This window comes from Microbacterium sp., from assembly GCF_041641055.1.
GTDB lineage: Bacteria > Actinomycetota > Actinomycetes > Actinomycetales > Microbacteriaceae > Microbacterium.
The window spans coordinates 42035-66528 of sequence record NZ_JBEPZB010000014.1 but is presented as its reverse complement, the minus strand read 5'-3'; the positions used below and the strand labels follow the sequence as shown (position 1 = coordinate 66528).

Sequence of the window (24494 nt, the reverse complement as noted above, 5' to 3'; positions counted from 1 at the left end):
TTACAGTGTGACAGATCATGGAAGAACGTCAAGCACGCACGGTCCCACCCACGCCGGAAGCTCCGCGGTGGGATGCCACGCAGTCGCGCATCCTCGACGCCGCCGACGATCTCATCGGCCGCAGGGGTGTGCACGATGTGACGATCGCCGAACTCGCCCGACGGGCGGGCCACAGTAGACCGACGATCTACCGCAGCTGGAGCGACGCCGACGACGTGGTGCGCGCCGCGCTGCTCCGGCGCGTCGCCGCAGTGCTCGCGCACTTCCCCGTGCCACCCGAGACCCGTGACACCCTCGTCGACGAAGTGCTCCGGTTCTCCGCACTGTTCCGCGCCGATGACGTCTTCGGGCGACTGCTCGAGGATGAGCCCGAGGTCTTCACGCGATACACCCTGCAACGGGTCGGCTCGAGTCAGCGGTTGATCCTGCAGTGGCTCGCCACGGCGATCGCCGCAGCTCAGCAGAGTGGCACGGTGCGCCGCGGTGAGCCGGACGAGATCGCGGTGATGCTCCTGCTCATCGCCCAGTCCGCGGTCCTGTCGCACGGAACCGTGTCCGACCTCCTCTCCGAGACCGCCTGGGAGCGCGAGCTGCGGGCCGCACTGGACGGGCTGCTGCGACCATGACCACGGACTCCCCCGACCTCAACGTCGCGCGTCGGGCGATCGAGCTGAGCAGGTCGGGCTCCGACACCACAGACGTCCTCGTGGTCGGCGGAGGCATCACCGGGGTCGGCACCGCACTCGATGCGGCTTCGCGCGGCCTTCGGGTCACGCTGATCGAAGCCGAGGACCTCGCCTTCGGGACGAGCAGGTTCAGCTCGAAGCTCGTGCACGGCGGGCTCCGCTACCTCGCGACGGGCGACATCGCCACCGCCGAGGAGAGCGCGCGTGAGCGTCATCTGCTGATGACCGTCATCGCGCCGCATCTGATCAGACCGCTGGGGCAGCTCCTGCCCTTCAGCCCGTCGGTATCGGCCCGACAGCGAGCCGCCGGCGTCGCCGGCATGACAATGGGCGATCTGCTCCGGCTCCGGGCACGCACACCGCGCAGGATTCTGCCCGCCCCGCATCCGGTGTCGGCTCGGACCGCCCGCCGGCTCGTACCGGCGCTCGAGGCCGGAGGCCTGCGCGGCGGGATGCTCTCGTACGACGGCCAGCTGGTGGACGACGCCCGGCTGGTCGTGACCGTAGCGCGCACCGCGGCGAGCCACGGCGCGCGGATCCTCACCCGCGTGCGCGCGCTCGCGCTCCGAGCCGACGGGGCGACGGCCGAGGACGCTCTGACGGGAGAGCGATTCGAGATCCGCGCACGGAGCGTGATCAATGCGACCGGAGTCTGGGCGGGCGGTCTCGACCCCTCGATCACGGTGCGTCCGAGTCGCGGCACCCACATCGTGCTGGACGGGGCGGCACTGGGGCATCCGACCGCAGCCCTCACGATCCCTCACAAGGGGTCGATCAGCCGGTACGTCTTCGCTCTGCCGCAGCAGGACGGGAGGGTGATCGTCGGTCTCACCGACGAAGAGGCATCGGGACCCGTGCCGCGCGTCGCGGACCCGACAGAGAGTGAGATCGCATTCCTGCTGTCGACTCTCGGCAGAGTGCTCGCCGAACCGGTCCGCCGCGAGCAGGTGCGCGGGGCGTTCGCGGGACTGCGTCCGCTGGTCGACACCGGCGCACAGGCCACGGCCGACATCTCGAGACGACACCTCGTGGCCGCGGCTGACGAGGGTTTCGTGACCGTCCTCGGCGGCAAGCTCACCACCTACCGGCGGATGGCGGAGGATGCTGTGGACCTCGCCTCGACGGTCCGGGGCCTGAGCGCGCCGGCGAGTCGGACGTCGTCGGTGCGACTGACCGACACCGCACCCCCGAAGACCGACCAGCGTGACGAGTCCATCTCGCGCGCTCAGGTCGAGTTCATGGTACGCGCCGAGGGCGCGATGACCGTCGATGACGTTCTGGATCGGCGCACCCGGATCGGACTCGTCCGCTCGGACAGGGACGCCGCCGCGCCCCGCGTCGACGCCCTGTTGCGCGAGGCGCTCGACAGTCTGGACTGACGCCGCCGAGCTTCCGGCTTCCCGTGCGTATCCGCTGCACGGCACGACGGCGAACGCACGCGGAACAGCGCATGAACACCGTCGCGCACGGAGCTTCGGCGGCGCGATCGCGCCGCCGCACCGTGCACAGTGGGTGTCATGGACATGCTCCTCTCGATGCTCGGCGGCAAGGGGATGTCCGGTCTCTTCAAGACCGGCACCGCGATCCTGACGATCCTGCTGGTGGTACCGGCGCTTCTGAAGATCTTCATCGTGACGGTGGATGAGGGGTGGGCGGCGATCCGCACCCGCAACGGGAAGCCGATCATCCGCAATCGCCCCCAGCGTCGTCCCACTTCGCGAGGCGGCGCGGTCGGCGAGGTGGTCGTCCTCGACCCCGGCTCCCACGGCGCGTTCCCGCTGTTCTACTGGTACAAGCTGATCGACGTCCGGTGCAGGGCGACGGACCTGCCGGCCAGGGAGATGACGGGCGCGGGAGGTCATCAGCATCGCGTCCATGCGTCGTTCGAGTGGCGCCCGATACCCACGGGCCGTGACTTGCGTGTGTTCGAGCTCGACGTCGTGAACGTCAAGGAGCGCGCCTCGAACATCGTCGGCGCGGCACTGCGAGATGTGATCCGCGGACTCGACGGCGCCGAGCTGCCGCACAACGACGAGATCAGCACGCGGGTCATCGCCGCCAGCGCCGACGAGGTGCGTCGGGCGTGCGGTGTGGAGCTCGTGCGGGTCATGGTCACCGGCGATGCGCTCACCGACGGCTACCTGCTCTCCGCCGCGCTGCGTGACTCGGATCGCGGCGCGGAGGTCGCCGCAGCGCTGCATGCGCTCAACTGACAGGGCTGCTCTGCGTGCCCGAGCACAGCTGTCGTGCTAGGTTTTGAACATGTTCGAAACTGGGTCATCGGGGAGCAAGAGCGAGCGGACCCGCGCGCGCATCAGCGCCGCGGCGCTGGAGTCGTTCACGACCCGGGGATACGCCGAGACGACGATGCGGCGCATCGCGGATGAGGCCGGGGTCTCCGTCAGCAATGCGTACTACTACTTCCCCTCGAAGGATCATCTCGTCCAGGCGCTGTACGAGCGGGTGCAGCGCGAGCACGAGGCGACAGCACGCAGCCGTCTCGACGCCGAGCGCTCGCTCGTCGGCCGACTGCGGATCGTCTTCGAAGCGGGGCTGGAGACCCTCGCCGCCTATCGCAGCGTCGCGCCGGGATTCCTCGCGGCGATGATCGCGCCCGACTCCCCCATCAACCCGCTCTCCGCCGATTCGACGCCCGCGCGCGACCTGACGGTCTCCCTGTTCCGCGATGCGGTCGACGGCGCTCAGCACCGTCTGCCCGCCGATGTCGTCGCCCTGCTCCCCGTGGCGCTGCTCGTCATCCACCTCGCTCTCGTCCTCCGCTGGACCTATGACGACTCCGCGGAGCAGCGGAAGACGAGAGACCTGCTCGCCGCGGGGATGCGTCTGCTCGCCGTCGCACTGCCGTTCGTCAGGGTCCCCGGTCTGCACCACGCCACGAGAGAGCTGCTCACCCTGATCGCGGAGGTGCGCGCATGACGACACCCGAGACGCCGAGCGTGCGCACCCCGGAGCATCCGATGGCCTTCACGCGCGACGAGCTGCTCAGTGGAGCGCTCACGACGTGGGTGCTGTTCCTCGCGCTGCTCCCCGCAGGTCTCCTCCTCGCAGCGATCGCTGCGATCCCCGGCTCTTCAGGCTTCGACCTCGGGGCGGTCGGACTCCTGGCCGTGATGGTGCTCGTCGTCGTGGTCGTGGCCGGCGTCGTCGCGCTGCTGCTGCTGCCCTTCGTGCTTCTCGCCGTCTGGCCGTTGGCGACCGCGCTGCACGGCGTACGGCCGATCGCGATCCACCTGCTCTGCTACACGCTGATCGGCGCCGGCCTGGGGTATGCGTATCTGGCGATCTTCGGCGGGCCGGACGCCTCCTGGTTTCTCTCCCCCGCCGGGGCGGTGACATTCGGCACACCCGCGATCGCGGTGACGCTCGCCGTCCCGCTCGGCTGGTGGCTGACCGCGCGACGTGCCCTCCGCCGCGACGCCGGACTCCTCCCGCGATCGCGGCGGCGCATCGATCATGATGCCGCGACGGAGGATGTGCTCGCCGACACCGACAGTGCCTCGCCGATCCGGTGAGCCGGCGCCGCGGGAGGATCCCGCGGACGTCCAGCGCCGTCAGCGTCGCTCGTGCAGGGGCAGGTCGATGGTGCCGGTCTCGCCGGCGTGACGAGCGACGGGGATTCTGGTGCCCAGCACCTGCGCCACGACGTCCTGCGCGATCTTCGAGGCCGTCAGCCCCGCATCCGCGAGGATCTGATCGCGCGAGGCGTGGTCGAGGAACTCATCCGGCAGCCCCAGCTCGTCGACGGCCGTGTCGATGCCTGCCTCGCGCAGCACCTGACGCACGCGCGTGCCGATGCCGCCGACGCGGATGCCGTCTTCGAGGGTGATCACGAGCCGGTGGCGCGCCGCCATGCTCACGATCGACGGCTGCACCGGGATCGCCCACCGCGGATCGATGACGGTCGCCCCGATCCCCTGAGCGCGCAGCCGCTCGGCCACGTCCATCGCCAGCGCGGCGAAGGGGCCGATGGCCACGAGCAGCACGTCTTCGGACTCGCCCCGGGCGAGCACGTCCACGCCGTCGTGCAGCCTCTCGACGGCGGGAAGCTCCGGAGCCACATCGCCCTTGGGGAAGCGGATGACGGTGGGCGCGTCGTCGACGAGCACCGCCTCATCGAGCGCTTCGGTCAACCGCACGCCGTCGCGCGGTGCCGCGATGCGGATGTGCGGGACGATCTGGAGCATCGCCAGGTCCCACATGCCGTGGTGACTCGGGCCGTCGGGGCCGGTCACGCCCGCGCGGTCCAGCACGAAGGTGACGCCGGCGCGGTGCAGCGCGACGTCCATCAGCACCTGATCGAAGGCGCGACCCATGAAGGTCGCGTACACGGCGACGACGGGGTGGAGCCCGCCGAAGGCGAGCCCCGCCGCCGAGGCGACAGCGTGCTGCTCGGCGATGCCGACGTCGTAGACGCGGTCAGGGAACCTCTCGGCGAACGGCGCGAGGCCGGTGGGACGCAGCATGGCGGCTGTCATCGCGATGACGTCGTCACGTCGCTCCCCGACGGCCACGAGAGCGTCGGAGAAGACATCCGTCCACCCGGTCCCGCCGGACGACAGGGTCTCACCCGTCGTCGGGTCGATGCGTCCGACGGCATGGAACTGGTCCGCGACATCGTCGCGGGCGGGCTGATAGCCGCGGCCCTTCTCGGTGATCGCGTGGACGATGACCGGGGCTCCGTACGACTTCGCCAGCTTCAGGGTCTCCAGGAGCGCGGGCAGGTCATGCCCGTCGACCGGGCCGAGGTACTTGATGTCGAGATTGGAATACAGCGCCTCGTTGTTGGTGAAGCGCGAGAGGAATCCGTGCGTGCCGCCGCGGACACCGCGGAAGACCGCCCGGCCGACCGGACCGAAGGCCCGGAAGAGCCGGTCGGACTTGTGGTGGAGCTCCTTGTAAGCGGCAGCGGTGCGCACGCGGTTCAGGAAACGGGACATCCCGCCGATGGTGGGCGCGTAGGAGCGTCCGTTGTCGTTCACGACGATCACGAGGTTGCGGTCGTTGTCGTCGGAGATGTTGTTGAGGGCTTCCCACGTCATCCCGCCGGTCAGCGCGCCGTCTCCGACGACGGCGACCACGTGGCGGTCGGCCCGCCCCGTCGCGGTGAGAGCCCGCGAGACGCCGTCCGCCCAGCTGAGGGAGCTCGACGCGTGCGAGGACTCCACCACATCGTGAGCGCTCTCGGAACGCTGCGGGTAGCCGGCCAGGCCGCCGCGGAGCCGCAGGGACGAGAAGTCCTGACGCCCGGTCAGGAGCTTGTGCACGTACGACTGATGCCCGGTGTCGAAGATGAACGGATCGTCCGGCGAGGAGAACACCCGGTGCAGGGCGATCGTGAGCTCGACGATGCCCAGGTTCGGGCCGAGGTGACCGCCGGTGCGCGAGACGTTCTCGACGAGGAACTCGCGGATCTCGTCAGCGAGTTCGACGAGCTGATCCTCAGACAGGGAGTCGAGGTCACGGGGTCCTGAGATGCTCGGAAGAATGGGCATCTGCACCTCCTCATAGGCACCGTTGGCGGCATCCGATTCCGGTTCGGACGCCTGCTCGATCCTACCCCGGGCACCGGGGAAAGCTCGGAGAACGCCGCTCCCCTTGACACCGGTCCCGGCACACGGCAGAGGGCCCGGTTCCGAAGAACCGGGCCCTCTGTATGCGGGTGATCAGACCAGCGAGCGCAGCACGTACTGCAGGATGCCGCCGTTGCGGTAGTAGTCCGCCTCCCCGGGGGTGTCGATGCGGACGACCGCGTCGAACTCCACGACCTGCTTGCCCTCGGGCGACTCGTCGCTCGGGGTGGCCGTGACGCGGACGGTCTTCGGGGTCACACCGTTGTTGAGCTCCTCCAGCCCGGAGATCGAGACGATCTCGGTGCCGTCGAGTCCGAGCGACTCCCAGCTCTGCCCGGCGGGGAACTGCAGCGGGACGACGCCCATGCCGATCAGGTTCGAGCGGTGGATGCGCTCGAAGCTCTCGGTGATGACCGCCTTGACACCCAGCAGGCTCGTGCCCTTGGCCGCCCAGTCGCGGGAGGAGCCGGAACCGTACTCCTTGCCACCGAAGATGACGAGCGGCGTGCCCTGCTCCTGGTAGTTCATGCTCGCGTCGTAGATGTACGACTGCGGGCCGCCGGGCTGCGTGAAGTCGCGGGTGTATCCACCCTCGACGACCTGGCCGTCGTTGACGGCCGAGACCATCAGGTTCTTCAGACGGATGTTCGCGAAGGTGCCGCGGATCATCACCTCGTGGTTGCCGCGGCGCGAGCCGAAGGAGTTGAAGTCCTTGCGGTCGACACCGTGCTCCGTGAGGTACTGAGCGGCGGGCGTGCCCGGCTTGATGTTTCCGGCCGGCGAGATGTGGTCGGTCGTGACCGAGTCGCCGAGAGTCGCCATCACGCGGGCGCCCTCGATGTCGCGCACCGGGGTGAGCTCCATCGTCATGCCGTCGAAGTACGGCGCCTTGCGCACGTACGTCGAGTTCTCGTCCCACTGGAAGATGTCGTCGTCGGGCGTCGGCAGGCTGCGCCAGCGGTCGTCGCCGTCGAAGACGGTCGCGTACTGCTTGATGAACTGCTCACGCGAGATCGACGAGTCGACGATCTCCTGCACCTCGTCCGGCGTCGGCCAGATGTCCTTGAGGAACACGTCGTTGCCGTCGGATCCCTTGCCGAGCGCGTCGTTCTCGAAGTCGAAGTGCATCGATCCGGCCAGCGCGTAGGCGATCACGAGCGGCGGGCTGGCGAGGTAGTTCATCTTCACGTCGGGGCTGATGCGGCCCTCGAAGTTGCGGTTGCCCGAGAGCACAGCGGTCACGGCGAGGTCGTGCGAGTTGATCGCCTCGGAGACCTCTTCGATCAGCGGACCGGAGTTTCCGATGCAGATGGTGCAGCCGTAGCCGACGGTGTAGAACCCGAGGCCCTCGAGGTCCTTGTCGAGGCCGGACTTCTCGTAGTAGTCCGTGACGACCTTGGATCCCGGTCCGAGCGTGGTCTTGACCCACGGCTTCTGCTTGAGGCCCTTCTCGAGCGCCTTGCGGGCGACGAGACCGGCCGCGATCATCACCGACGGGTTCGACGTGTTGGTGCACGAAGTGATCGCCGCGAGGGTGACCGCACCGTTGTCGAGGATGTAGTGCTCGCCGCTCGGCGTGGTGACAGGGACGGGCTTCGACGCGTTCGCCGGTGCGCCGCTGTTGATGTGCACGGGCCGGGTGGTACGCGGCTCCTCCTCGCCGGGGGCGTTGCCGGGGTCCGACGCGGGGAACGAGTGCTTCGACTCGAGGTCGACCATGTCGTCCGAGGTCGAGGGTGCGGCGTAGGCGAGGATGTCCTGCTCGAACTGCGTCTTCGCCTCGGAGAGGAGGATGCGATCCTGCGGGCGCTTCGGGCCGGCGATGGAGGGCACGACGGTGCCGAGGTCGAGCTCGAGGTACTCGCTGAAGACGGGCTCCTGCGAGGCGTCGTGCCAGAGCTTCTGCTCCTTGGCGTACGCCTCGACGAGCGCGACGGCCTCTTCGCTGCGACCGGTCAGGCGCAGGTAGTCGAGGGTGACGTCGTCGATCGGGAAGATCGCGGCGGTGGAGCCGAACTCCGGCGACATGTTGCCGATCGTGGCGCGGTTCGCCAGCGGCACGGAGGCCACGCCCTCGCCGTAGAACTCGACGAACTTGCCGACGACGCCGTGCTTGCGCAGCAGGTCGGTGATGGTGAGCACCACGTCGGTCGCCGTGACGCCGGCGGGGATCTCACCGGAGAGCTTGAAGCCGACCACGCGCGGGATGAGCATCGACACGGGCTGGCCGAGCATGGCCGCCTCCGCCTCGATGCCGCCGACGCCCCAGCCGAGCACGCCGAGGCCGTTGACCATGGTGGTGTGCGAGTCGGTGCCGACGCAGGTGTCGGGGTAGGCGCGCAGCACGCCGTCCACGTCACGGTCGTAGATGACCTTGGCGAGGTGCTCGATGTTCACCTGGTGCACGATGCCGGTTCCGGGCGGGACGACCTTGAAGTCGCTGAACGCCGTCTGGCCCCAGCGCAGGAACTGGTACCGCTCGCCGTTGCGCTCGTACTCGATCTCCACGTTGCGCTCGAGCGCGTTCTCGGAACCGAAGAGGTCGGCGATGACCGAGTGGTCGATCACCATCTCGGCGGGCGAGAGCGGGTTGATCTTGTTCGGGTCTCCGCCGAGTGCCGTGACCGCCTCGCGCATGGTGGCGAGGTCGACGATGCAGGGCACGCCGGTGAAGTCCTGCATGACGACACGGGCGGGCGTGAACTGGATCTCGGTGCTGGGCTCAGCCGCAGCATCCCAGGAGCCGAGGGCCTCGATCTGGGCCTTCGTCACGTTCGCGCCGTCTTCGGTGCGCAGCAGGTTCTCGAGGAGGACCTTGAGGCTGAAGGGGAGCTTGTCGAAACCGGGCACCGTGTCGATGCGGAAGATCTCGTAGTCGGTGCTGCCGACCGTCAGGGTGCTCTTGGCACCGAAGCTGTTCACCGTGGACACGAATCCGTCTCCTTCTATTCGGATGGGAGCGACAGGCGCCTCCATCTTGCTCGTCAGCGAGCCCCTGCGGCTAGCAAGGCAGACCTAACCAGTCTGCTCCGCTCAGCCTCCGGGCGAAAGCCTTCAATTTATCTTGATGTCAAGATAAATCTATCACGCCGTCGAGCGTGCGTCATCCGCCGGAGTGCGGGGATACAGCGCCCTCACCACGAGCCAGGTGACGGCGATGAGAGGCGCGAACAGCGGCAGCCCCATGATCAGCTTCAGCGTGCCGAGCGCGGTCACCTGCTCGGTCAGGTAGAGCGGGAGCTGCACCGCGAGCCGGGCGAAGAAGAGCGCAGCCCACGCGATGCCGAGCCAGAAGAACGCCCGACGCTTGCGGCGGTCGGTGCGCCAGCCCGTGCCCTCTCCCATCAGGAAGCCGACCGCGAGTCCGATGAGGGACCAGCCGATGAGCGCCGAGATGAGGATCGCCGTGCCGTACGCGGCATTCGTGATGAGGCCGGGCACGAAGTTGTCCTGCCCGCGCCCCGTCCACAGCGCGAGCCCCGCGGCCGCGGCCGCGGCGACGAGTCCGCCGATCGCGGCCGAGGGCGGCGACTTCTGCACGAGACGGACGATGGTGAACAGTGCCGCGATGCCGACCGACACGCCGAGGGCGAGGATCAGGGGCTCGGGGCTGATCGTGAACAGCACGACGAAGGCCAGGCTCGGCAGAACCGACTCGAGGATGCCGCGCCATCCGCCGATCGCCGACCAGACGACCTTCTGGGTGCTGGCGCTCTCGGAAGGGTCGAGGCCCGCACGTCTGGCGGCCCCGCCGAGCGCCGCGCCGAGGATGTCCGACGCGCTCTGCTCGCGCTCCGGATCCGGTGCCTGCGCGCTCACGCGGAGCCGGGGGTCGCCGGCATCTTCAGCGGGATCAGGTCGCGCGGCGGCATCGGGGCGCCCCCGCGCACGACGACGATGGAGCGGAAGAGGTCTTCGACCTTGGCCGCGGCCTCGAGATCGGATGCCGCGGCGCCGCCGATCACACCGCGCAGGAACCAGCGAGGTCCGTCGATGCCGACGAAACGGGCGAGTCGGAGCTCGGACCCCTCGTTCGCGGTGGCAGGCACCTCGGCGAGCAGCTCCTTGCCGAGCGGCCCCTCGCGCTCCTCGACACGTCCGCCCTGGGTGCGCACCTGGTCGCGCAGCTGCACACGGGTCTCGTCCCAGAGACCTCCGGAGCGCGGCGCGGCGAACGGCTGCACCTGCAGGGAGGAGTCCGCGTAGTCGAGACCGACCGCGACGATGCGCTTGGACTGCTCCTCGACCTCGAGGCGCAGATTCAGGCCCTCGCGCGGGAGGATCTTGATGCCGCCGAGGTCGATGTAGGGACGGACCGGGTTGGCCTCGGAGTCGTCGAACGGCCCCTGGGTCGCCCGGTCCAGCGGTGCTGACTTCGAGGGCGTGGCGTTGTTGTCAGTCATTGGTGTGTCCTCCCGAACGGGAATCGGTTCCTGCCTGGTAGCCGGTCGATCCGAAGCCACCCTCGCCGCGGACGCTGTCCGGCAGCTCCTCGACGGGGATGAACACGGCACGGGTGACCGGCATCACGATCAGCTGGGCGATGCGATCGCCGACGGCGACATCGTACGCGCTGTGGATGTCGGTGTTGATCAGGCTCACCTTGATCTCACCGCGGTAACCGGCATCGACCGTGCCCGGCGAGTTGACAATCGAGATGCCGTGCTTCGCCGCGAGTCCGCTACGAGGCACCACGAAAGCCGCATAGCCGTCCGGCAGCGCGATGCGCACCCCGGTCGCGACCAGCGCGCGCTCCCCCGGGCCCAGATGCACGGCCTCGGCAGCCACCAGATCCGCTCCGGCATCGCCGGGGTGGGCGTAGCCGGGGACCGTAGAGGCGATAATGGGGACATCAACGGATTCAGTCACCCCACGAGGCTAATGCAGAACAACGCCCCCGACGCGCGGATCAGCTACCGCGAGAGACTGTCGCCCAGCCTGTGGCTGCTGGTGACGGTCGCCCTCGCAGGCCCGATGGTGTCCCTCATCTTCGTGCCCGTCGGATCGACCGTCGCCCTGATCGTCGGAGCAGCCGTCTCCGCGCTGCTCGTCGTGGCGTTCATCGTGCTCAACCCGGTCGTCAGCGTCGACGGCGGGGTGCTGCGCGCCGGGCGAGCCCACATCGACGTCTCCCACCTCGGAGCGCCCATCGCGTTGAACGCGGAGGAGGCGCGACAAGCGCGCGGTCCTGGGCTGCCGGCACGCGGCTGGCATCTCATCCGCGGGGGCATCGACGGCGTCGTCGTCGTGCCCAACCTCGACCAGGACGACCCGGTCGACACGTGGACGATCTCGTCGCGGACGCCCGATCGTCTGGCCGCCGCCATCGTCGCGGCTCAGCGCTGAATCGCGGCCCAGCGCGGAATCGCGCCCCAGCGCTGGATCGCGGCGCAGCGCTGAGTGACGCCTCATCGCCGAATGACCATCCGCTTGGAGAAGACGACGCGCCCCTGACCGTGAGGCCGGGGGCGCGTGGAATCTCGTGCGCGTGCGCTCAGGCGGCGCACTCCTTGCAGATGGGGCCGGAGGAGCCCTCGTGATCGAGCTGTGAACGGTGCTTCACGAGGAAGCAGTTCATGCAGGTGAATTCGTCCTGCTGCGCGGGCAGCACGACGACATCGAGCTCGAGGTCGGAAAGATCGGCTCCGGGGAGGTCGAAGCTGGACGGATTGTCCGCGTCCTCGTCTCCCGTGGAACCGGAGAGCTTGTCCGGCACACGCTCCTTGAGGGCTTCGATCGACTCGGAGTCGTCTTCACTCTTGCGGGGAGCGTCGTAGTCGGTTGCCATGTGGTGAATCTCCACTTTCATGCGAGTGGGTGGTGCGCCGTCGGGGTAATCGGCGGCCATAGTTTGCACGACCTCGAACGAATAAGCAAATGCCCGTGGGTGCGACAGACCAAACTGACGGCACGCCCAGAGTATTCCCGGCTCGGGGCACCCCTGCGTGACACCATGAACGCACACCCATCAGAGGGGCATTCGCATGGAAAACGTCACCATCGTCGGCACAGAAGCAGGAGTGCTCGTACTCGCGACCGAGTCGGGCGAGCGGTTCGCGCTGCCCATCGACGACGTCCTGCACCGTGAGATCCGTCGCGCCACCCGCCAGAGCGAACCCACCGCCCAGCGTCTCGCCGCGAGTCCCCGCGACATCCAGGCGCAGATCCGCGCGGGGCTCACGGCCCCGGAGGTGGCAGAACTGCTCGGGATCTCCGTCGAGGACGTCGCGCGTTTCGAAGGCCCCGTCCTCGCCGAGCGCGAACACGTCATCGGTCAGGCCCTCGCCGTACCCGTGCTGATCGGCAGCGAGGTCGAGCCCGACGCGCAGCCGACCTTCGGCACCGCCATCCGCGCCAAGCTCGCCGAGCTCGAGGCGTCATCCGAGCGCTGGGCCAGCTGGAAGGACGAGAGCGGCTGGATCATCAAGCTCGAGTTCTCCGCCAACGAGGTCGAGCACGATGCGAGGTGGAGCTTCGACCCGCGTCGCAGCGCCCTGTCGCCGCTCAACGCCGACGCGACCCAGCTCTCGCGCCAGGGTTCGCTCCCGGAAGGTCTCATCCCGCGGCTGCGAGCCGTCGAGGCTGAGCGCCAGGCGTCGCCCTACAAGGACGACAGCCGCTTCGACTCCGGTGCCTTCGGTCCGCGGCTCGTACCGGCACCCGAAGCGGACGTCGAAGACCCCGCGGCACCGGAGCGCTCGACGGCAGCGGTGCAGGACGCCGCGATCAAGCGCGCGCCCGACTCGTCGACGACCAGCCCGGAGACCGCAGACCTGCTCGAGGCGCTGCGCCGCCGGCGTGGTCAGCGTGAGACCGCTCCGATCCTGAGCGACGTCGACGAGGACTCCGGCCAGAACCCGATCGCCCTCTTCGATGCGTTCGAGAGCGCCGACTCCGACGAGGACGACGATCCGACGGATGCCGCCCCGGAGCCGTCGAACGAGTCGACCGGCGGTCGGCGCAAGCGCCGCAACGCGATGCCCTCGTGGGACGAGATCGTGTTCGGCGCCCGCACCGACGAGTAGGCCCGTCTCGCCGCCACCGCTTCAGCGGGCGAAGGCCCCGAACCGCAGCAGCGGAACCTGACGCTCTTCGGGCGTGAGGCCGCCGTGCTGACCGATCATCCCCCGGTTGCGCTGGTCATGGGCCGTCCCGTCGTACACGGCGTGATTGCTCCGAGACACGACGAGCACGTCTCCGATCCGCGACGCGGCCGCCGGCGTGACCACGGGACCGAACAGACCCGAATCGATCGCCGCACCACGGGTGCCCACGTCGGCGAGTCCGTCCAGGTCCGCCGTCAGGCGGGACGACACGGCCTCGGCATCCGCGTCCGGGTCCAGATAGAGATGCAGCATCCGCGGCTCGCCGCCGACGAGGGCGACGCCCTCGAGATGCTCGGCCTCCAGGACGACCTGCCGGTGGGCGGGAACGTCGACCATCCCGTGGTCCGAGGTCACGAGGACGCCGACGCCGGGGGGAACCCGGTGCGCCAGGGCGGCATCGATCTCCTCGAGCGCGGCGACCCAGTGCCCGGAGTCGACGCCGTACCGGTGTCCGGCCTTGTCTGCTTCGGGGAGGTAGCAGTACACGAGGGAGCCCGGATGCCGTTCGGCCAGGTCGTACGCGGCCGCCACCCGTTCGGCGGGCGTCTGCGCGGCGACGAACTCCGCCCCGCGCAGGGTCGCTCGCGTGAAACCGCTGCCGGCGTACGCGGCGACACCGACCGCGAACGTCGGGCGCCCTTCGGCGGCAGCGCGCTCGAACACCGTGGGCGACGCCTGCCAGGTCGCGGGGTCCAGCCCCTCCGACTCCCACCCCGTGAGCTGGTTGACGAGGATGCCGCGCGACGGGTCGAGCACCCGGTAGCCGACCAGCCCGTGCTGTCCCGGCCAGACGCCGGTCAGCAGGCTGGTGAGCGCCGCCGCGGTGGTCGAGGGGAAGACCGAGTGCGCGACGTCCTTCTTCGCCATCCCGGTCGTGAGTGCGCGTGCATGGCCGGCGTGGGCCCGCAGGCTGATCGCACCGAGTCCGTCGATGAGGACCAGCACCACCGACTCCGCGCGCGGCAGAACGGCGGATTCGCCCCGGAGTGCGGCGAACATGTCGTCCGCCACCCCGGCGACGCTCCGGGCTGCAGACGACTCGGGCGGTAGCATGAGGGACATCCGAGCCAGTCTGACACAGGCTCCCGTACGCCCTCAGCCTCGCACCATTCAGGATGGCCATGCCCAAGACCCCGCCTCCCGAGCTCGCCCCGGAGCGTATCCAGGACATCGACCTCGAAAGCGAGATGCAGGGGTCGTTCCTCGAGTACGCGTACTCGGTCATCTACTCGCGCGCGCTGCCCGATGCCCGCGACGGCCTGAAGCCGGTGCAGCGGCGCATCCTCTACCAGATGGCGGAGATGGGGCTGCGGCCCGACCGCGGTCACGTCAAGAGCGCGCGTGTCGTCGGCGAGGTCATGGGAAAGCTGCACCCCCACGGCGACTCCGCGATCTACGACGCCCTGGTGCGCCTCGCCCAGGAGTGGGCACTGCGCGTGCCGCTCGTCGACGGCCACGGCAACTTCGGCTCGCTGGATGACGGACCCGCCGCCGCCCGCTACACCGAGGCCCGCCTGGCCTCCCCCGCGATGGCACTGACGGAGGATCTCGACGAGGACGTCGTCGACTTCATCCCGAACTACGACGGGCAGTTCCAGCAGCCCTCCGTGCTCCCCGCCGCCTTCCCCAACCTCCTCGTCAACGGCGCCAGCGGCATCGCCGTCGGCATGGCCACGAACATGGCGCCGCACAACCTGATCGAGGTCGTGGCCGCGGCGACCCATCTGCTCGAGAACCCGGACGCGACGACCGAGGACCTCATGGAATTCGTCCCTGGTCCCGACTTCCCCTCCGGCGGCATCCTCATGGGCCTCGACGGCGTCAAGGACGCGTACGCGAACGGCCGCGGGGCGCTCAAGGTCCGCGGCAAGGTCTCGGTCGAACCGCTCGGACCCCGTCGCACCGGGATAATCGTGTCCGAGCTGCCGTACATGGTCGGCCCGGAGCGGCTGATCGAGAAGATCCGCGACGCGGTGCAGTCGAAGAAGCTGCAGGGCATCAGCGACGTCACCGACCTCACCGACCGCAATCACGGACTTCGCGTCGCCATCGGCATCAAGACCGGCTTCGACCCGAACGCCGTGCTCGAGCAGCTGTACCGTCTCACGCCCCTGGAAGACTCCTTCAGCATCAACAACGTCGCTCTGGTCGACGGGCAGCCGCGCACGCTCGGCCTCAAGGAGATGCTCCGCGTCTATGTGGCGCACCGTCTCGAGGTGATCACCCGTCGCAGCCGTTTCCGGCTGGCACGCCGTGAGGAGAGGCTGCACCTGGTCGAGGGACTGCTCATCGCGATCCTCGACATCGACGAGGTCATCCAGGTCATCCGCTCGTCCGACGACTCCGAGCAGGCGCGCACCCGACTGCGCTCCGTCTTCGACCTGAGCGAGCTGCAGGCCGAGTACATCCTGGAGCTCCGGCTGCGTCGGCTCACGAAGTTCTCCCGCATCGAGCTCGAGGCCGAGCGCGACTCCCTCCTCGCCGAGATCGCCGCGCTGCGGGAGCTGCTCGGCAGCGACGTGCTGCTGCGGGCGGCGGTGGCACGGGAGCTGGATGCCGTGGCCGACGCCTACGGCACCCCTCGGCGCACCCTGCTGATGAACGCCGCACCGCCCAAGCCCCGTGCCACGAAGGGTGCCGTCGACCTTCAGATCGCGGATGCGCCCACCGTGCTCGTGCTGTCCACGACAGGTCGCGCGGTGCGCGTCGATCTGGGCGAGGGACAGGAGCTCACGACGCCGGCTCGCCGCAGCAAGCACGACGCGATCCTGGCGACCGTGCAGACGACGGTGCGCGCCGAGATCGGGGCGCTGACGACCGAGGGCCGCGTGCTGCGCTTCTCCCCCGTCGATCTCCCGTCCGTGCCGTCCTCGTCGGTGCAGCTGGCCGCGGGCGCTCCGCTCCGCGACTACCTCGGGATCACCACCCGAGGCGAGCGGATCCTCGGGTTCGTGCGCTTCGACAGCGACACCCCGATCGCGCTGGGCACCGCGCAGGGCACGGTGAAGCGCATCGTCCCCTCCACGCTGCCCGTGCGTCCCGACCTCGAGGTCATCGGCATGAAGCCCGGCGACACCGTGGTCGGCATCGCCGACGCTCAGGACGACGCGGATCTCGTCTTCGTGACCACCGACGCGCAGCTGCTGCGCTTCTCCGCGTCCGCAGTGCGGCCGCAGGGCGCCCCTGCCGGAGGCATGGCGGGCATCAAGCTCGGCGCGGGGGCATCCGTCCTCTTCTTCGGCGCGGTCTCTCCTGACGCCGATGCGGTGGTCGCGACCGTCTCCGGTGCGGAGAGCAGCCTGCCCGGCACGGATCCCGGCCGCGGCAAGGTCACCCCGTTCGCGGAGTACCCCTCGAAGGGGCGAGCGACCGGCGGCGTCCGCGCCCACGCGTTCCTCAAGGGCGAAGACCGCCTCACGGTCGCGTGGGTGGGCCCGAATCCTGCTCAAGCCGTCGATCCCACCGGCGCCGTGCGCAAGCTGCCCGAAGCCGTCGGACGTCGCGATGGCTCGGGTCAGTCGATCGAGGGTGTGATCGGCAGCATCGGCCGAACCCTGGTGTGAGCCGGCGGCTCAGAGCCTCAGCGCCAGGATGTTGGCGGTGAGGCCGGCTGCCGTCCCGCAGAGGATGACGGTGTCGCCTCGACCGACTCGTCCGCTCTCGAGAGCGCGAGCGAGCATGAAGGGCACCGAGGCGGAGACCATGTTCCCGTAGGCGGACACCTCGTCGACCCGCCGGTCCGCGGGGATGCCCAGACGGTCCAGCATGGGTCCGAGGGCTGCGGAGGCCTGGTGCGGGACCCACAGCGCGACGTCGTCGTACGCGACGCCGGATGAGTCGTGGAACGTCTCGAAGAACCCGGGGAGCACGCGCATCATCCCGAGCAGCGCCCGCCGGCCGTCCATGTCGAACAGGTAGTCCGCCGGATCCGCCTCGGCGTAGACCTGGGCGGGCGAGCGCGAGAGGCCTCCCCTGATCTCGGTGTCGTGCGCGTACGCGGGCCAGGTGCGCTGGGCGCTGGCGATCACGCCACGGTCTGCGTCGATCGAGCGCCTCAGCACGACGGCCGCTCCGGCGTCGCTGAACAGTTCATAGCTCTCGCGCTGCTCGGGGTCGAGGAAGCGGGTGCCCACGTCGCCGGCGAAGACGAGGATCGTCTCGTGATCGCCCGCATCGAGGTACCGCGACGCGACATCGAGTGCGGTGATGAAGCTCGTGCAGGTCGAGTTGACGTCGAAGGCGGCGGCGTGACCCGTCAGGGTGAGACGCTCGAGCACGAGCGCCGCGGTGCACGGGATGGGCTGGACGCCCGCGGCAGAGGCGCCGAGCACCAGATCGACCCCGTCGGCCGTGATCCCCGCGTGGGTCAGTGCGCGCTCACATGCCTCGGTGAGCATGTCGAGGTGCGAGCGGTCGTCTTCGATCCGGTACCTGATCTCGCCGCCGAACCGGACGGTCTGCGCGGGCAGCGATGTCCCCCACCCCGCGATCTCGCAGTTCCTCACCATCGACGCTCCCCCCATTCCTGCACGACGCGGCGCAACTTGGCCGAGCCGTCGTTCACATACTCCACGAAGGAGATCTCCGGCCGCTCGCAGCCGAGCCGGTCCAGCAGCGCATGCACCTCGCTCCGGACGCTGCCCGCGGAGCCGTCATCCAGGCGGTCCAGCGCGATCTCGAGCTGGGCGTCGCCGATCTGGCGGATCCGGTACTCATCGAAGCCCTCGGCGTAGAGCAGGGCGCGGGTGATCACATCGGCGAAGACCGGGATGCTGCGCCCATCCCGTCCGCGGAGGACCAGAGTGTCTCCTTCTCGTCCCTCGATCCGCTCGATCGCCGTGAGCGCGCTGCCGCACGCGCAGGGGGCGGAGCGCTCCCGCAGCACATCGCCGAGGCGATAGCGCACGATCGGCTGCGCGCGGCGACGGAGATCGGTCACGATGGGCGTGAATCGGACGCCATCCAGCATCTCGCGCTCGACGAGGATGTTGTCCTCGTTCAGGTGGATCACTCCCTGCTCGCACGTGTGCGCGAGGAAGCCCTCGGTGCACTGGTAGAGCTGGTGCAGTCGGTCCTGCCTCAGCGACCGCACGATGTGCTGCTCGTCGGCGAGCTCGAGCACCTCGGCGACCGAGTACACCTTCTGGGGCCTGAGCTCGAGTTCGCCGGCATCGACCGCACGGGCGATCAGGCGGAGCACCGACGGCGGCGCGACGAGGATCGTGGGCCGGTAGTCGCGCAGCCGTGCGAGGTTGTCCGCCATGTCGGCGAACACGTCGAAGTAGCGGAACGAGACCGCCTTCGAGCCGACGGATTCGTACAGCGTGTTGTCGGCCCGCAGGAACAGGGCGATCCGGTGTCCGAGCAGCCCGCCGCGAGGCAGAGTGCGCGCGAGCACGGTCCCGACCCAGGCGTCGCGCTCGGCGGCGCTCACCACGAACACGCCACGGTGTCCGCTGGTCCCGCTGGAGAGACCGACGGAGTGCGAGCCGAGGTCGGCGTCGAACTCCCGCGAGCGTTCGTTGGAGAGGGCGAGGGCGAGGGCGTCCCGCTTCGCGATGCCGGTCGTGCTGATCTCGTCGAACCGCTCCATCATGACGCTCTTGTCCATGAGCGGGAGCTCGGCGAACGGGCGCGAACGCAGCTGATCACGGAAGTACGGCGAACGTCGTCGCAGGAAGCGGAGATGGGCGGCGAGCAGTCGCCTCTGACGTCGGTCGACTGAGCCCCGCGTGCGCAGGGGGCGGAGCCATCGCACCGCGGCGAACTCCCGGAGGATCCGAAGTCTGCCCATCAGTTCAACAGCTCCGTCGCACCGACAGCATCGTGACTGCAGACCACTCGGATGCCGGCAGCGGCGACCTGCTCGAGGACCCGAGCCGTCGCGACGTACGCCTCTGCGTCGTGCTGGATCGCGCGCGGCACTGCCCGGAGGTGGGCCGACTCTCCGATCAGGTCGTGCCCCCACGCCGCGTCACCCGCCAGCAGCACGGAATCCTCCACGAGCGCTCCCAGATGCCCGTCGGCGTGGCCTGGGAGGTCGAGCACGAGGTAGGAGCCGTCGCCGAAGAGGTCATGAGCCCGCAGCTCAGCATCTCCCACCGACACCGGCCGGAACGCGTCCTCGCCGAGGAGCACGCGATCGACGTCTCCGAACCATTCGGGGAAGAGCCCGGTCAGCACCCCCGACCGCAGGGACGGACTGCGGAGGGTGCGCTCCTGCCCCGCACCGAGCACGAAGGTCGCATCCGGGAACCTCCGCACTCCCCCGACGTGATCCGGATGCAGGTGCGAGAGCACGACATGCGTGATGGATGCCGGATCGATGCCGTCCGCTCGCAACCGCGCCGCCACGTCGTCCGACTCCGCGACCTCCGGGGGCAGGAGGCGGCGATAGATCGCGCCCCGCCATCCGGTATCCCATTCGCCGGTCGCATACCCGGTGTCGAAGAGCACACGCCGCTCCTCCGCGCCCTCGTACAGGAACACGCCGGAGGGGAACTCCCGCACCTCGCGCCCTGTGCCGTGGAACACCGCCGCGAGGTCGTGAGATGTCCGCCCGCAGACATAGTGGTGCAGGCGACCCATCAGACGCTCGCCCTCAGGTGCGAGGCGACCCTGGCGAGGGCGTCGTCCAGCGAGACCTCGGGGCGATATCTGAGCTCCGCCACGGCGCGGCTGATGTCGAGCGTCTGGGAGTAGGCGATCGTGCTGAGGGTGTAGCGGGTCAGCGGCGGTTCCGGCCTCCCGGGCAGCGCGCTGCAGGCGCCCTCCAGCACGGCTGCGATCGCCCAGGCGGTCCGTCGGTTCAGAGGGCGGAACCGGGGTTGTTCCCCCAGCAGCCCGAGCAGCGTCGAGAGCAGCTCGCGGAAGGGTCGCGGCTCGCCGTTCGAGATGTTGTACACGCCGCCGGCCGGGTCGCCGTGAGTGAGCGCGAGACGCAGCGCCGATGCGACGTTCTCGACGGCGGTGACGTCGATGAGGTTGTCTCCGCCGCCGAAGAGAGGAACGCCGATGCGCTCGTGCACGGCGAGCAGCCGCGGCACGAGGCTGGGATCACCGATGCCGATCAGCCCCCTGGGGCGCACGATCACGAGCTCTTCGATGTCGCCGGCATCGAGGGCACGACGCAGCAGCTGTTCGGCGGCGATCTTCGAGCGGATGTATCCGTTCAGGCGATTGCGGGGATCGACCTCGGATTCGCGGATGCCGATCCGATCGCGCGCCGCGGCGTAGACGCTCGGCGAGGACACGTGCACGATTCGGCGGACCCCATTGCGACGGGCGAAGTCGACCACTCGCGCCGTGCCGTCGACGTTCGCGGCGCGGAAGTCATTCCACGGCCCCCACGGCGTGGAGAGTGCCGCGCAGTGGATCACGGCCTCCACGGGCAGTTCCCGCGAGCCGAGCGCCTCGAGGTCGCCCCGAACGCGGTGCTCGGGGTCCGCGACCCTGGCCAGCGCGTCGGCATCGCGCCCGGCCGCGTAGACCTCATGTCCGTGACGCTGCAGCTCGGGCACGACATAGCCGCCGAGGAACCCGCTCGCCCCCGTCACCAGCACACGGGCTCCGGACATGACCCTCACCCTAGCCGTCCTATTGTGGTCGGGTGCGTATCGCCATGGTCACCGACTACTACCTGCCCACTCTCGGGGGTGTGCAGACCGTGATCAAGGCCCACCGCGAGGCTCTGGAGCACGCAGGACACGAGGTGTTCGTGTTCACGCCCCTGTCCGCGCCGAGCGACGATCCGCACGTCATCCGGCTTCCCACCGCACGGGGCTTCGCGCCGGACGGGTACCCCTTCACCTGGACGTCGTCGGCTGCGGCGACCGCGGTGCGGGAGGGGCTGCGCGCACACCGCATCGACGTCGTGCACGTGCACACCGAGATGTTCGCCGCCCTCGCCGGGTTCGAGGCGGCCACGGCCGAGGGGCTCCCGATCGTGCAGACCATGCACGGGCGCATCGACGTCTACACGCGTTCCGTGCTGCCGTTGCCGTCGGTCACGACGGCGGTACTCGCCGCGATGCACCGCCGCCGCATGAGCCATGACCGAGCACGCCTCGACCCGTCGGCCCCCTACGCGAGCACGCGGATGGCCCGTCGGATGTGGCGCCTCATGGTGAGTCAGGCCAATCACGCCGACCATGTCATCGTGCCGTCGGCGCACTTCGCCGACAAGCTGACCGCGCAGGGTGTGCGGACACCGCTCACCGTGCTCTCCAACGGCCTGGAGGACACCGTCCTCGCGGCCGTCGGGGCGCCGGCACTGCGGGAACCCGCAGCGGCGGACGAGCTGCGCGTGGTCTGGTGCGGACGCCTGTCCCCCGAGAAGCGGCCGGAGGTGTTCGTCGAGGCCGTCGGGCGCACTCCGGCGATCCGCGCCGAGATGTTCGGCGACGGCGTGGCCAGGCGTCGCGTCGCCGCGGCGGCCCGGGATCTGCCCGACGGACGCCTGACCGTGCACGGCGCGGTGCCGCAGTCGCAGGTGCTTCAGGCGATGTCGCGCGCGCACGTGCTGGTCTCGAGCTCACTCGACTTCGACAACCAGCCGATGGTCATCCTCGAGGGCATCGCCACAGGTCTGCCCGTGATCGTCACCGACCCCGACCTTGCAGAGATGCTGCCTCCCGGCGGAGGGCTCGTGAGCCGCACTCCCGATGCGGGCGGGCTGGCCGCGGCGCTGCAGGAGCTGCGCGACGATCCGGAGCGGGTCCGCACGATGAGCGCCGCGGCGATCGCGCACCGCAGGCACGTGGCTCAGGACACGCATCGCGATGCGCTCCTGGACGTCTATCGCGCGGTGCTGTCGCCGACGCGATGACGCTCAGGCGTCGATCGACTCCCGGGAGAGCCGGTCGGACGAGTCGATGATGAATTCGCGGCGCGGAGCCACCTCGTTCCCCATCAGCAGCTCGAAGACGCGGCCGGCCGCCTCGGCATCCTCCATCCGCACGCGCCGCAGCAGGCGACCGCCGCGGTCCATCGTCGTCGAGGCCAGCTGCTCGGCATCCATCTCGCCGAGACCCTTGTAGCGCTGGATCGGCTCGTGCCAGCGCTTGCCGGCTTTGCGGAGCTTGGCGAGGAGCGTGTGCATCTCCTGCTCGCTGTAGGTGTAGATCGTCTCGTTGGGCTTGGACCCGGGGTTCATCACGATCACCCTATGCAGCGGCGGGACCGCCGCGAACACCCGTCCGTGCTCGATGAGCGGCCGCATGTAGCGGTAGAACAGGGTCAGCAGGAGGGTGCGGATGTGCGCACCGTCGACGTCGGCGTCGCTCATCAGGATGACCTTGCCGTAGCGCGCCGCATCGATGTCGAAGCTGCGTCCGGACCCGGCGCCGATCACCTGGATGATCGAGGCGCACTCGGCGTTCGACAGCATGTCGCCGACCGAGGCCTTCTGCACGTTCAGGATCTTGCCGCGGATGGGCAGGAGCGCCTGGAACTCGCTGTTGCGCGCGTTCTTCGCCGTACCCAGCGCCGAGTCGCCCTCGACGATGAACAGCTCGCTGCGCTCGACCTCGTTGGTGCGGCAGTCGACGAGCTTCGTCGGCAGCGTCGAGGACTCGAGGGCGTTCTTGCGGCGCTGCGTCTCCTTGTGCGCGCGGGCGGACACACGCGCCTTCATCTCGGCGACGACCTTGTCGAGCAGCTGGGTCACCTGGCTCTTGTCGTCGCGCTTGGTCGAGCTGAAGCGCGCGGCGAGATCCTTGCGCAGCACCTGCGCCACGATCTGACGCGCGGCAGGCGTGCCGAGGATCTCCTTGGTCTGACCCTCGAACTGCGGCTCGGGGACGTTGACGGTGAGAACGGCGGTGAGTCCGGCCAGGACGTCGTCCTTCTCGAGCTTGTCGTTGGCGCCGACCTTGAGCCGACGCGCGTTCTGATCGACCTGGGCGCGCAGCACCTTGAGGAGCTCCTGCTCGAAGCCCTGCTGGTGCGTGCCGCCCTTGGGGGTCGCGATGATGTTGACGAACGAACGCGTGACGGTGTCGTAGCCGGTGCCCCAGCGCAGCGCGATGTCGACGGCGCAGACGCGCTCGACCTCGGTGGCGATCATGTGCCCGTCGGCCTGGAGCACCGGAACGGTCTCCTTGAAGGTCCCCTCGCCCTGGATGCGCCAGGTGTCGGTGACCGGGGCATCGGTGGCGAGGTACTCGACGAATTCCGAGATGCCGCCGTCGTATCGGTACGACGTCTCCTTCGGCTGTCCCTCACCGGGTCCGTCGGTGACCCGCTCGTCGCGGATGACCAGTTCGAGTCCCGGCACGAGGAAGGCCGTCTGACGAGCGCGGGTGACGAGCTCGTTGACCTGGAAGGCGGCATCCTTCGTGAAGATCTGGTGGTCGGCCCAATAGCGGATGCGCGTGCCGCTGGTACCCCGGGGCGCCTTGCCCACAACCCGCAGCTCGCTCTTGTTCTGGAAGGGCGTGAAAGGTGCGTCCGGGCGCTTCTCGCCGCCCTCGTCGGCGAAGATGCCGGGCTCGCCGCGGTGGAAGGACATCGCGTAGGTCTTGCCGCCGCGGTCGACCTCGACGTCGAGTCGTTCGGAGAGGGCGTTGACGACGGAGGCGCCGACACCGTGCAGACCACCGGATGCCGCGTACGAGCCGCCGCCGAACTTGCCTCCGGCGTGCAGCTTCGTGAAGACGACCTCGACACCGGTGAGTCCGGTCCGAGGCTCGACGTCGACCGGGATGCCTCGACCGCGGTCGTGCACCTCGACGCTGTCGTCCTCGTGGAGGATGATGTCGATCTTCGAGCCGTTGCCCGCGACGGCCTCGTCGACGGCGTTGTCGATGATCTCCCAGAGGCAGTGCATCAGGCCCGGCGATCCGTTCGACCCGATGTACATGCCTGGGCGCTTGCGGACGGCCTCGAGCCCTTCGAGCACCTGGAGATGATGGGCGGAATACTCGGCGGTCACAATCTCCGAGTCTATTCGCGGGACCGCCCCGGAGGCCGCCGACACTCCCCACGGGCGACCACTGGGCACGGCGGGCGTACGCGCTGAGCGAAACACGCCGCAAACCGGGCATGGGTGGGCCTGCAGCGTGGTTGTATTGAACACGCCCAACCAGCGGACCCGACACTCAAGGAGGCAC

Annotated in this window: 21 protein-coding genes; 9 read left to right on the top strand and 12 right to left on the bottom strand. The window is 69.4% G+C overall.

Annotated features, from left to right (window positions below):
• Positions 1–17: 17 nt before the first annotated feature.
• From ACESK8_RS10690 to ACESK8_RS10670, 5 genes are all read left to right on the top strand, one after another.
• Positions 18–626, top strand: coding sequence for a TetR/AcrR family transcriptional regulator (locus ACESK8_RS10690; protein WP_372968576.1), 609 nt, complete (start codon positions 18–20; stop codon positions 624–626).
• Positions 623–2065 (top strand): glycerol-3-phosphate dehydrogenase/oxidase, encoded by a 1443-nt coding sequence (locus tag ACESK8_RS10685; RefSeq protein ID WP_372968575.1) that lies wholly within the window; start codon positions 623–625, stop codon positions 2063–2065. Before ACESK8_RS10690 ends, ACESK8_RS10685 begins: the two co-directional genes overlap by 4 nt.
• A gap of 138 nt (positions 2066–2203) precedes the next feature.
• Entirely contained in the window at positions 2204–2899 is a 696-nt protein-coding gene (locus ACESK8_RS10680; protein ID WP_060928183.1) for an SPFH domain-containing protein, read from the top strand.
• 49 nt (positions 2900–2948) lie between these two features.
• A complete protein-coding gene (locus tag ACESK8_RS10675; RefSeq protein WP_372968574.1) occupies positions 2949–3623 on the top strand; it encodes a TetR/AcrR family transcriptional regulator in 675 nt (224 codons plus the stop codon).
• Complete coding sequence (locus ACESK8_RS10670) at positions 3620–4219, top strand: hypothetical protein (protein WP_372968573.1); 600 nt, start codon at positions 3620–3622, stop codon at positions 4217–4219. Before ACESK8_RS10675 ends, ACESK8_RS10670 begins: the two co-directional genes overlap by 4 nt.
• A gap of 39 nt (positions 4220–4258) precedes the next feature.
• Here ACESK8_RS10670 and dxs read toward each other — a convergent pair whose 3' ends face one another.
• From dxs to dut, 5 genes are all read right to left on the bottom strand, one after another.
• Entirely contained in the window at positions 4259–6199 is a 1941-nt protein-coding gene (gene dxs / locus ACESK8_RS10665) for a 1-deoxy-D-xylulose-5-phosphate synthase (protein ID WP_372968572.1), read from the bottom strand.
• Between the two features lie 171 nt (positions 6200–6370).
• The gene (locus ACESK8_RS10660) at positions 6371–9253 is read right to left on the bottom strand and encodes an aconitate hydratase (protein WP_372968571.1); all 2883 of its coding nucleotides are present in this window, start codon (positions 9251–9253) and stop codon (positions 6371–6373) included.
• Between the two features lie 108 nt (positions 9254–9361).
• Positions 9362–10096, bottom strand: coding sequence for a DUF3159 domain-containing protein (locus ACESK8_RS10655; RefSeq protein WP_372968570.1), 735 nt, complete (start codon positions 10094–10096; stop codon positions 9362–9364).
• Positions 10093–10680, bottom strand: a complete 588-nt coding sequence (locus ACESK8_RS10650) for a DUF3710 domain-containing protein (protein WP_372968569.1) — start codon at positions 10678–10680, stop codon at positions 10093–10095. Before ACESK8_RS10650 ends, ACESK8_RS10655 begins: the two co-directional genes overlap by 4 nt.
• Positions 10673–11146, bottom strand: a complete 474-nt coding sequence (gene dut, locus ACESK8_RS10645; RefSeq protein WP_372968568.1) for a dUTP diphosphatase — start codon at positions 11144–11146, stop codon at positions 10673–10675. The genes ACESK8_RS10650 and dut overlap by 8 nt, the downstream gene beginning before the upstream one ends.
• 12 nt (positions 11147–11158) lie before the next feature.
• Between dut and ACESK8_RS10640 the strand changes: the two genes are divergently transcribed.
• Positions 11159–11623, top strand: coding sequence for a DUF3093 domain-containing protein (locus ACESK8_RS10640; protein ID WP_372968567.1), 465 nt, complete (start codon positions 11159–11161; stop codon positions 11621–11623).
• A 148-nt stretch (positions 11624–11771) separates the two neighbouring features.
• On the opposite strand, the gene ACESK8_RS10635 is transcribed toward ACESK8_RS10640, so the two are convergent.
• Complete coding sequence (locus ACESK8_RS10635) at positions 11772–12065, bottom strand: DUF4193 domain-containing protein (protein WP_060928192.1); 294 nt, start codon at positions 12063–12065, stop codon at positions 11772–11774.
• Between the two features lie 196 nt (positions 12066–12261).
• Between ACESK8_RS10635 and sepH the strand changes: the two genes are divergently transcribed.
• On the top strand, positions 12262–13302 hold the full coding sequence (sepH, locus tag ACESK8_RS10630) for a septation protein SepH (RefSeq protein WP_372968566.1): 1041 nt from the start codon (positions 12262–12264) through the stop codon (positions 13300–13302).
• A 21-nt stretch (positions 13303–13323) separates the two neighbouring features.
• On the opposite strand, the gene ACESK8_RS10625 is transcribed toward sepH, so the two are convergent.
• Positions 13324–14445 carry an alkaline phosphatase family protein gene (locus tag ACESK8_RS10625; RefSeq protein WP_372968565.1) on the bottom strand — a complete coding sequence of 374 codons (1122 nt, stop codon included), beginning with the start codon at positions 14443–14445 and terminating at the stop codon, positions 13324–13326.
• 59 nt (positions 14446–14504) lie between these two features.
• Between ACESK8_RS10625 and ACESK8_RS10620 the strand changes: the two genes are divergently transcribed.
• Positions 14505–16946: a DNA topoisomerase (ATP-hydrolyzing) subunit A gene (locus ACESK8_RS10620; RefSeq protein WP_372968564.1), complete on the top strand. Its 2442-nt coding sequence runs from the start codon at positions 14505–14507 to the stop codon at positions 16944–16946.
• A 9-nt stretch (positions 16947–16955) separates the two neighbouring features.
• On the opposite strand, the gene ACESK8_RS10615 is transcribed toward ACESK8_RS10620, so the two are convergent.
• The 4 genes from ACESK8_RS10615 to ACESK8_RS10600 are packed head-to-tail and all read right to left on the bottom strand — an operon-like array spanning position 16956 to position 20960.
• Complete coding sequence (locus ACESK8_RS10615; RefSeq protein ID WP_372968563.1) at positions 16956–17891, bottom strand: 3-oxoacyl-ACP synthase III family protein; 936 nt, start codon at positions 17889–17891, stop codon at positions 16956–16958.
• Positions 17885–19177 carry a F390 synthetase-related protein gene (locus ACESK8_RS10610; RefSeq protein WP_372968562.1) on the bottom strand — a complete coding sequence of 431 codons (1293 nt, stop codon included), beginning with the start codon at positions 19175–19177 and terminating at the stop codon, positions 17885–17887. Before ACESK8_RS10610 ends, ACESK8_RS10615 begins: the two co-directional genes overlap by 7 nt.
• A complete protein-coding gene (locus ACESK8_RS10605; protein ID WP_372968561.1) occupies positions 19177–19971 on the bottom strand; it encodes an MBL fold metallo-hydrolase in 795 nt (264 codons plus the stop codon). Before ACESK8_RS10605 ends, ACESK8_RS10610 begins: the two co-directional genes overlap by 1 nt.
• Positions 19971–20960, bottom strand: coding sequence for an NAD-dependent epimerase/dehydratase family protein (locus ACESK8_RS10600; protein WP_372968560.1), 990 nt, complete (start codon positions 20958–20960; stop codon positions 19971–19973). Before ACESK8_RS10600 ends, ACESK8_RS10605 begins: the two co-directional genes overlap by 1 nt.
• A 32-nt stretch (positions 20961–20992) precedes the next feature.
• Between ACESK8_RS10600 and ACESK8_RS10595 the strand changes: the two genes are divergently transcribed.
• Positions 20993–22210, top strand: a complete 1218-nt coding sequence (locus ACESK8_RS10595; RefSeq protein WP_372968559.1) for a glycosyltransferase — start codon at positions 20993–20995, stop codon at positions 22208–22210.
• Positions 22211–22213: 3 nt separating this feature from the next.
• On the opposite strand, the gene ACESK8_RS10590 is transcribed toward ACESK8_RS10595, so the two are convergent.
• Positions 22214–24316, bottom strand: coding sequence for a type IIA DNA topoisomerase subunit B (locus ACESK8_RS10590; protein WP_372968558.1), 2103 nt, complete (start codon positions 24314–24316; stop codon positions 22214–22216).
• Positions 24317–24494: the final 178 nt, after the last annotated feature.

Bases quoted from the DNA above. Each gene is read 5' to 3' on its own strand.
- ACESK8_RS10635 (WP_060928192.1), bottom strand. From the start codon at position 12,065: ATGGCAACCGACTACGACGCTCCCCGCAAGAGTGAAGACGACTCCGAG.
- ACESK8_RS10640 (WP_372968567.1), top strand. From the start codon at position 11,159: ATGCAGAACAACGCCCCCGACGCGCGGATCAGCTACCGCGAGAGACTG.
- ACESK8_RS10605 (WP_372968561.1), bottom strand. From the start codon at position 19,971: ATGGGTCGCCTGCACCACTATGTCTGCGGGCGGACATCTCACGACCTC.
- ACESK8_RS10650 (WP_372968569.1), bottom strand. From the start codon at position 10,680: ATGACTGACAACAACGCCACGCCCTCGAAGTCAGCACCGCTGGACCGG.
- ACESK8_RS10675 (WP_372968574.1), top strand. From the start codon at position 2,949: ATGTTCGAAACTGGGTCATCGGGGAGCAAGAGCGAGCGGACCCGCGCG.
- ACESK8_RS10610 (WP_372968562.1), bottom strand. From the start codon at position 19,177: ATGGGCAGACTTCGGATCCTCCGGGAGTTCGCCGCGGTGCGATGGCTC.
- ACESK8_RS10680 (WP_060928183.1), top strand. From the start codon at position 2,204: ATGGACATGCTCCTCTCGATGCTCGGCGGCAAGGGGATGTCCGGTCTC.
- ACESK8_RS10660 (WP_372968571.1), bottom strand. From the start codon at position 9,253: ATGGAGGCGCCTGTCGCTCCCATCCGAATAGAAGGAGACGGATTCGTG.
- dxs (WP_372968572.1), bottom strand. From the start codon at position 6,199: ATGCCCATTCTTCCGAGCATCTCAGGACCCCGTGACCTCGACTCCCTG.
- ACESK8_RS10685 (WP_372968575.1), top strand. From the start codon at position 623: ATGACCACGGACTCCCCCGACCTCAACGTCGCGCGTCGGGCGATCGAG.
- sepH (WP_372968566.1), top strand. From the start codon at position 12,262: ATGGAAAACGTCACCATCGTCGGCACAGAAGCAGGAGTGCTCGTACTC.
- ACESK8_RS10690 (WP_372968576.1), top strand. From the start codon at position 18: ATGGAAGAACGTCAAGCACGCACGGTCCCACCCACGCCGGAAGCTCCG.
- ACESK8_RS10625 (WP_372968565.1), bottom strand. From the start codon at position 14,445: ATGTCCCTCATGCTACCGCCCGAGTCGTCTGCAGCCCGGAGCGTCGCC.
- ACESK8_RS10600 (WP_372968560.1), bottom strand. From the start codon at position 20,960: ATGTCCGGAGCCCGTGTGCTGGTGACGGGGGCGAGCGGGTTCCTCGGC.
- ACESK8_RS10615 (WP_372968563.1), bottom strand. From the start codon at position 17,891: ATGGTGAGGAACTGCGAGATCGCGGGGTGGGGGACATCGCTGCCCGCG.
- ACESK8_RS10620 (WP_372968564.1), top strand. From the start codon at position 14,505: ATGCCCAAGACCCCGCCTCCCGAGCTCGCCCCGGAGCGTATCCAGGAC.
- ACESK8_RS10670 (WP_372968573.1), top strand. From the start codon at position 3,620: ATGACGACACCCGAGACGCCGAGCGTGCGCACCCCGGAGCATCCGATG.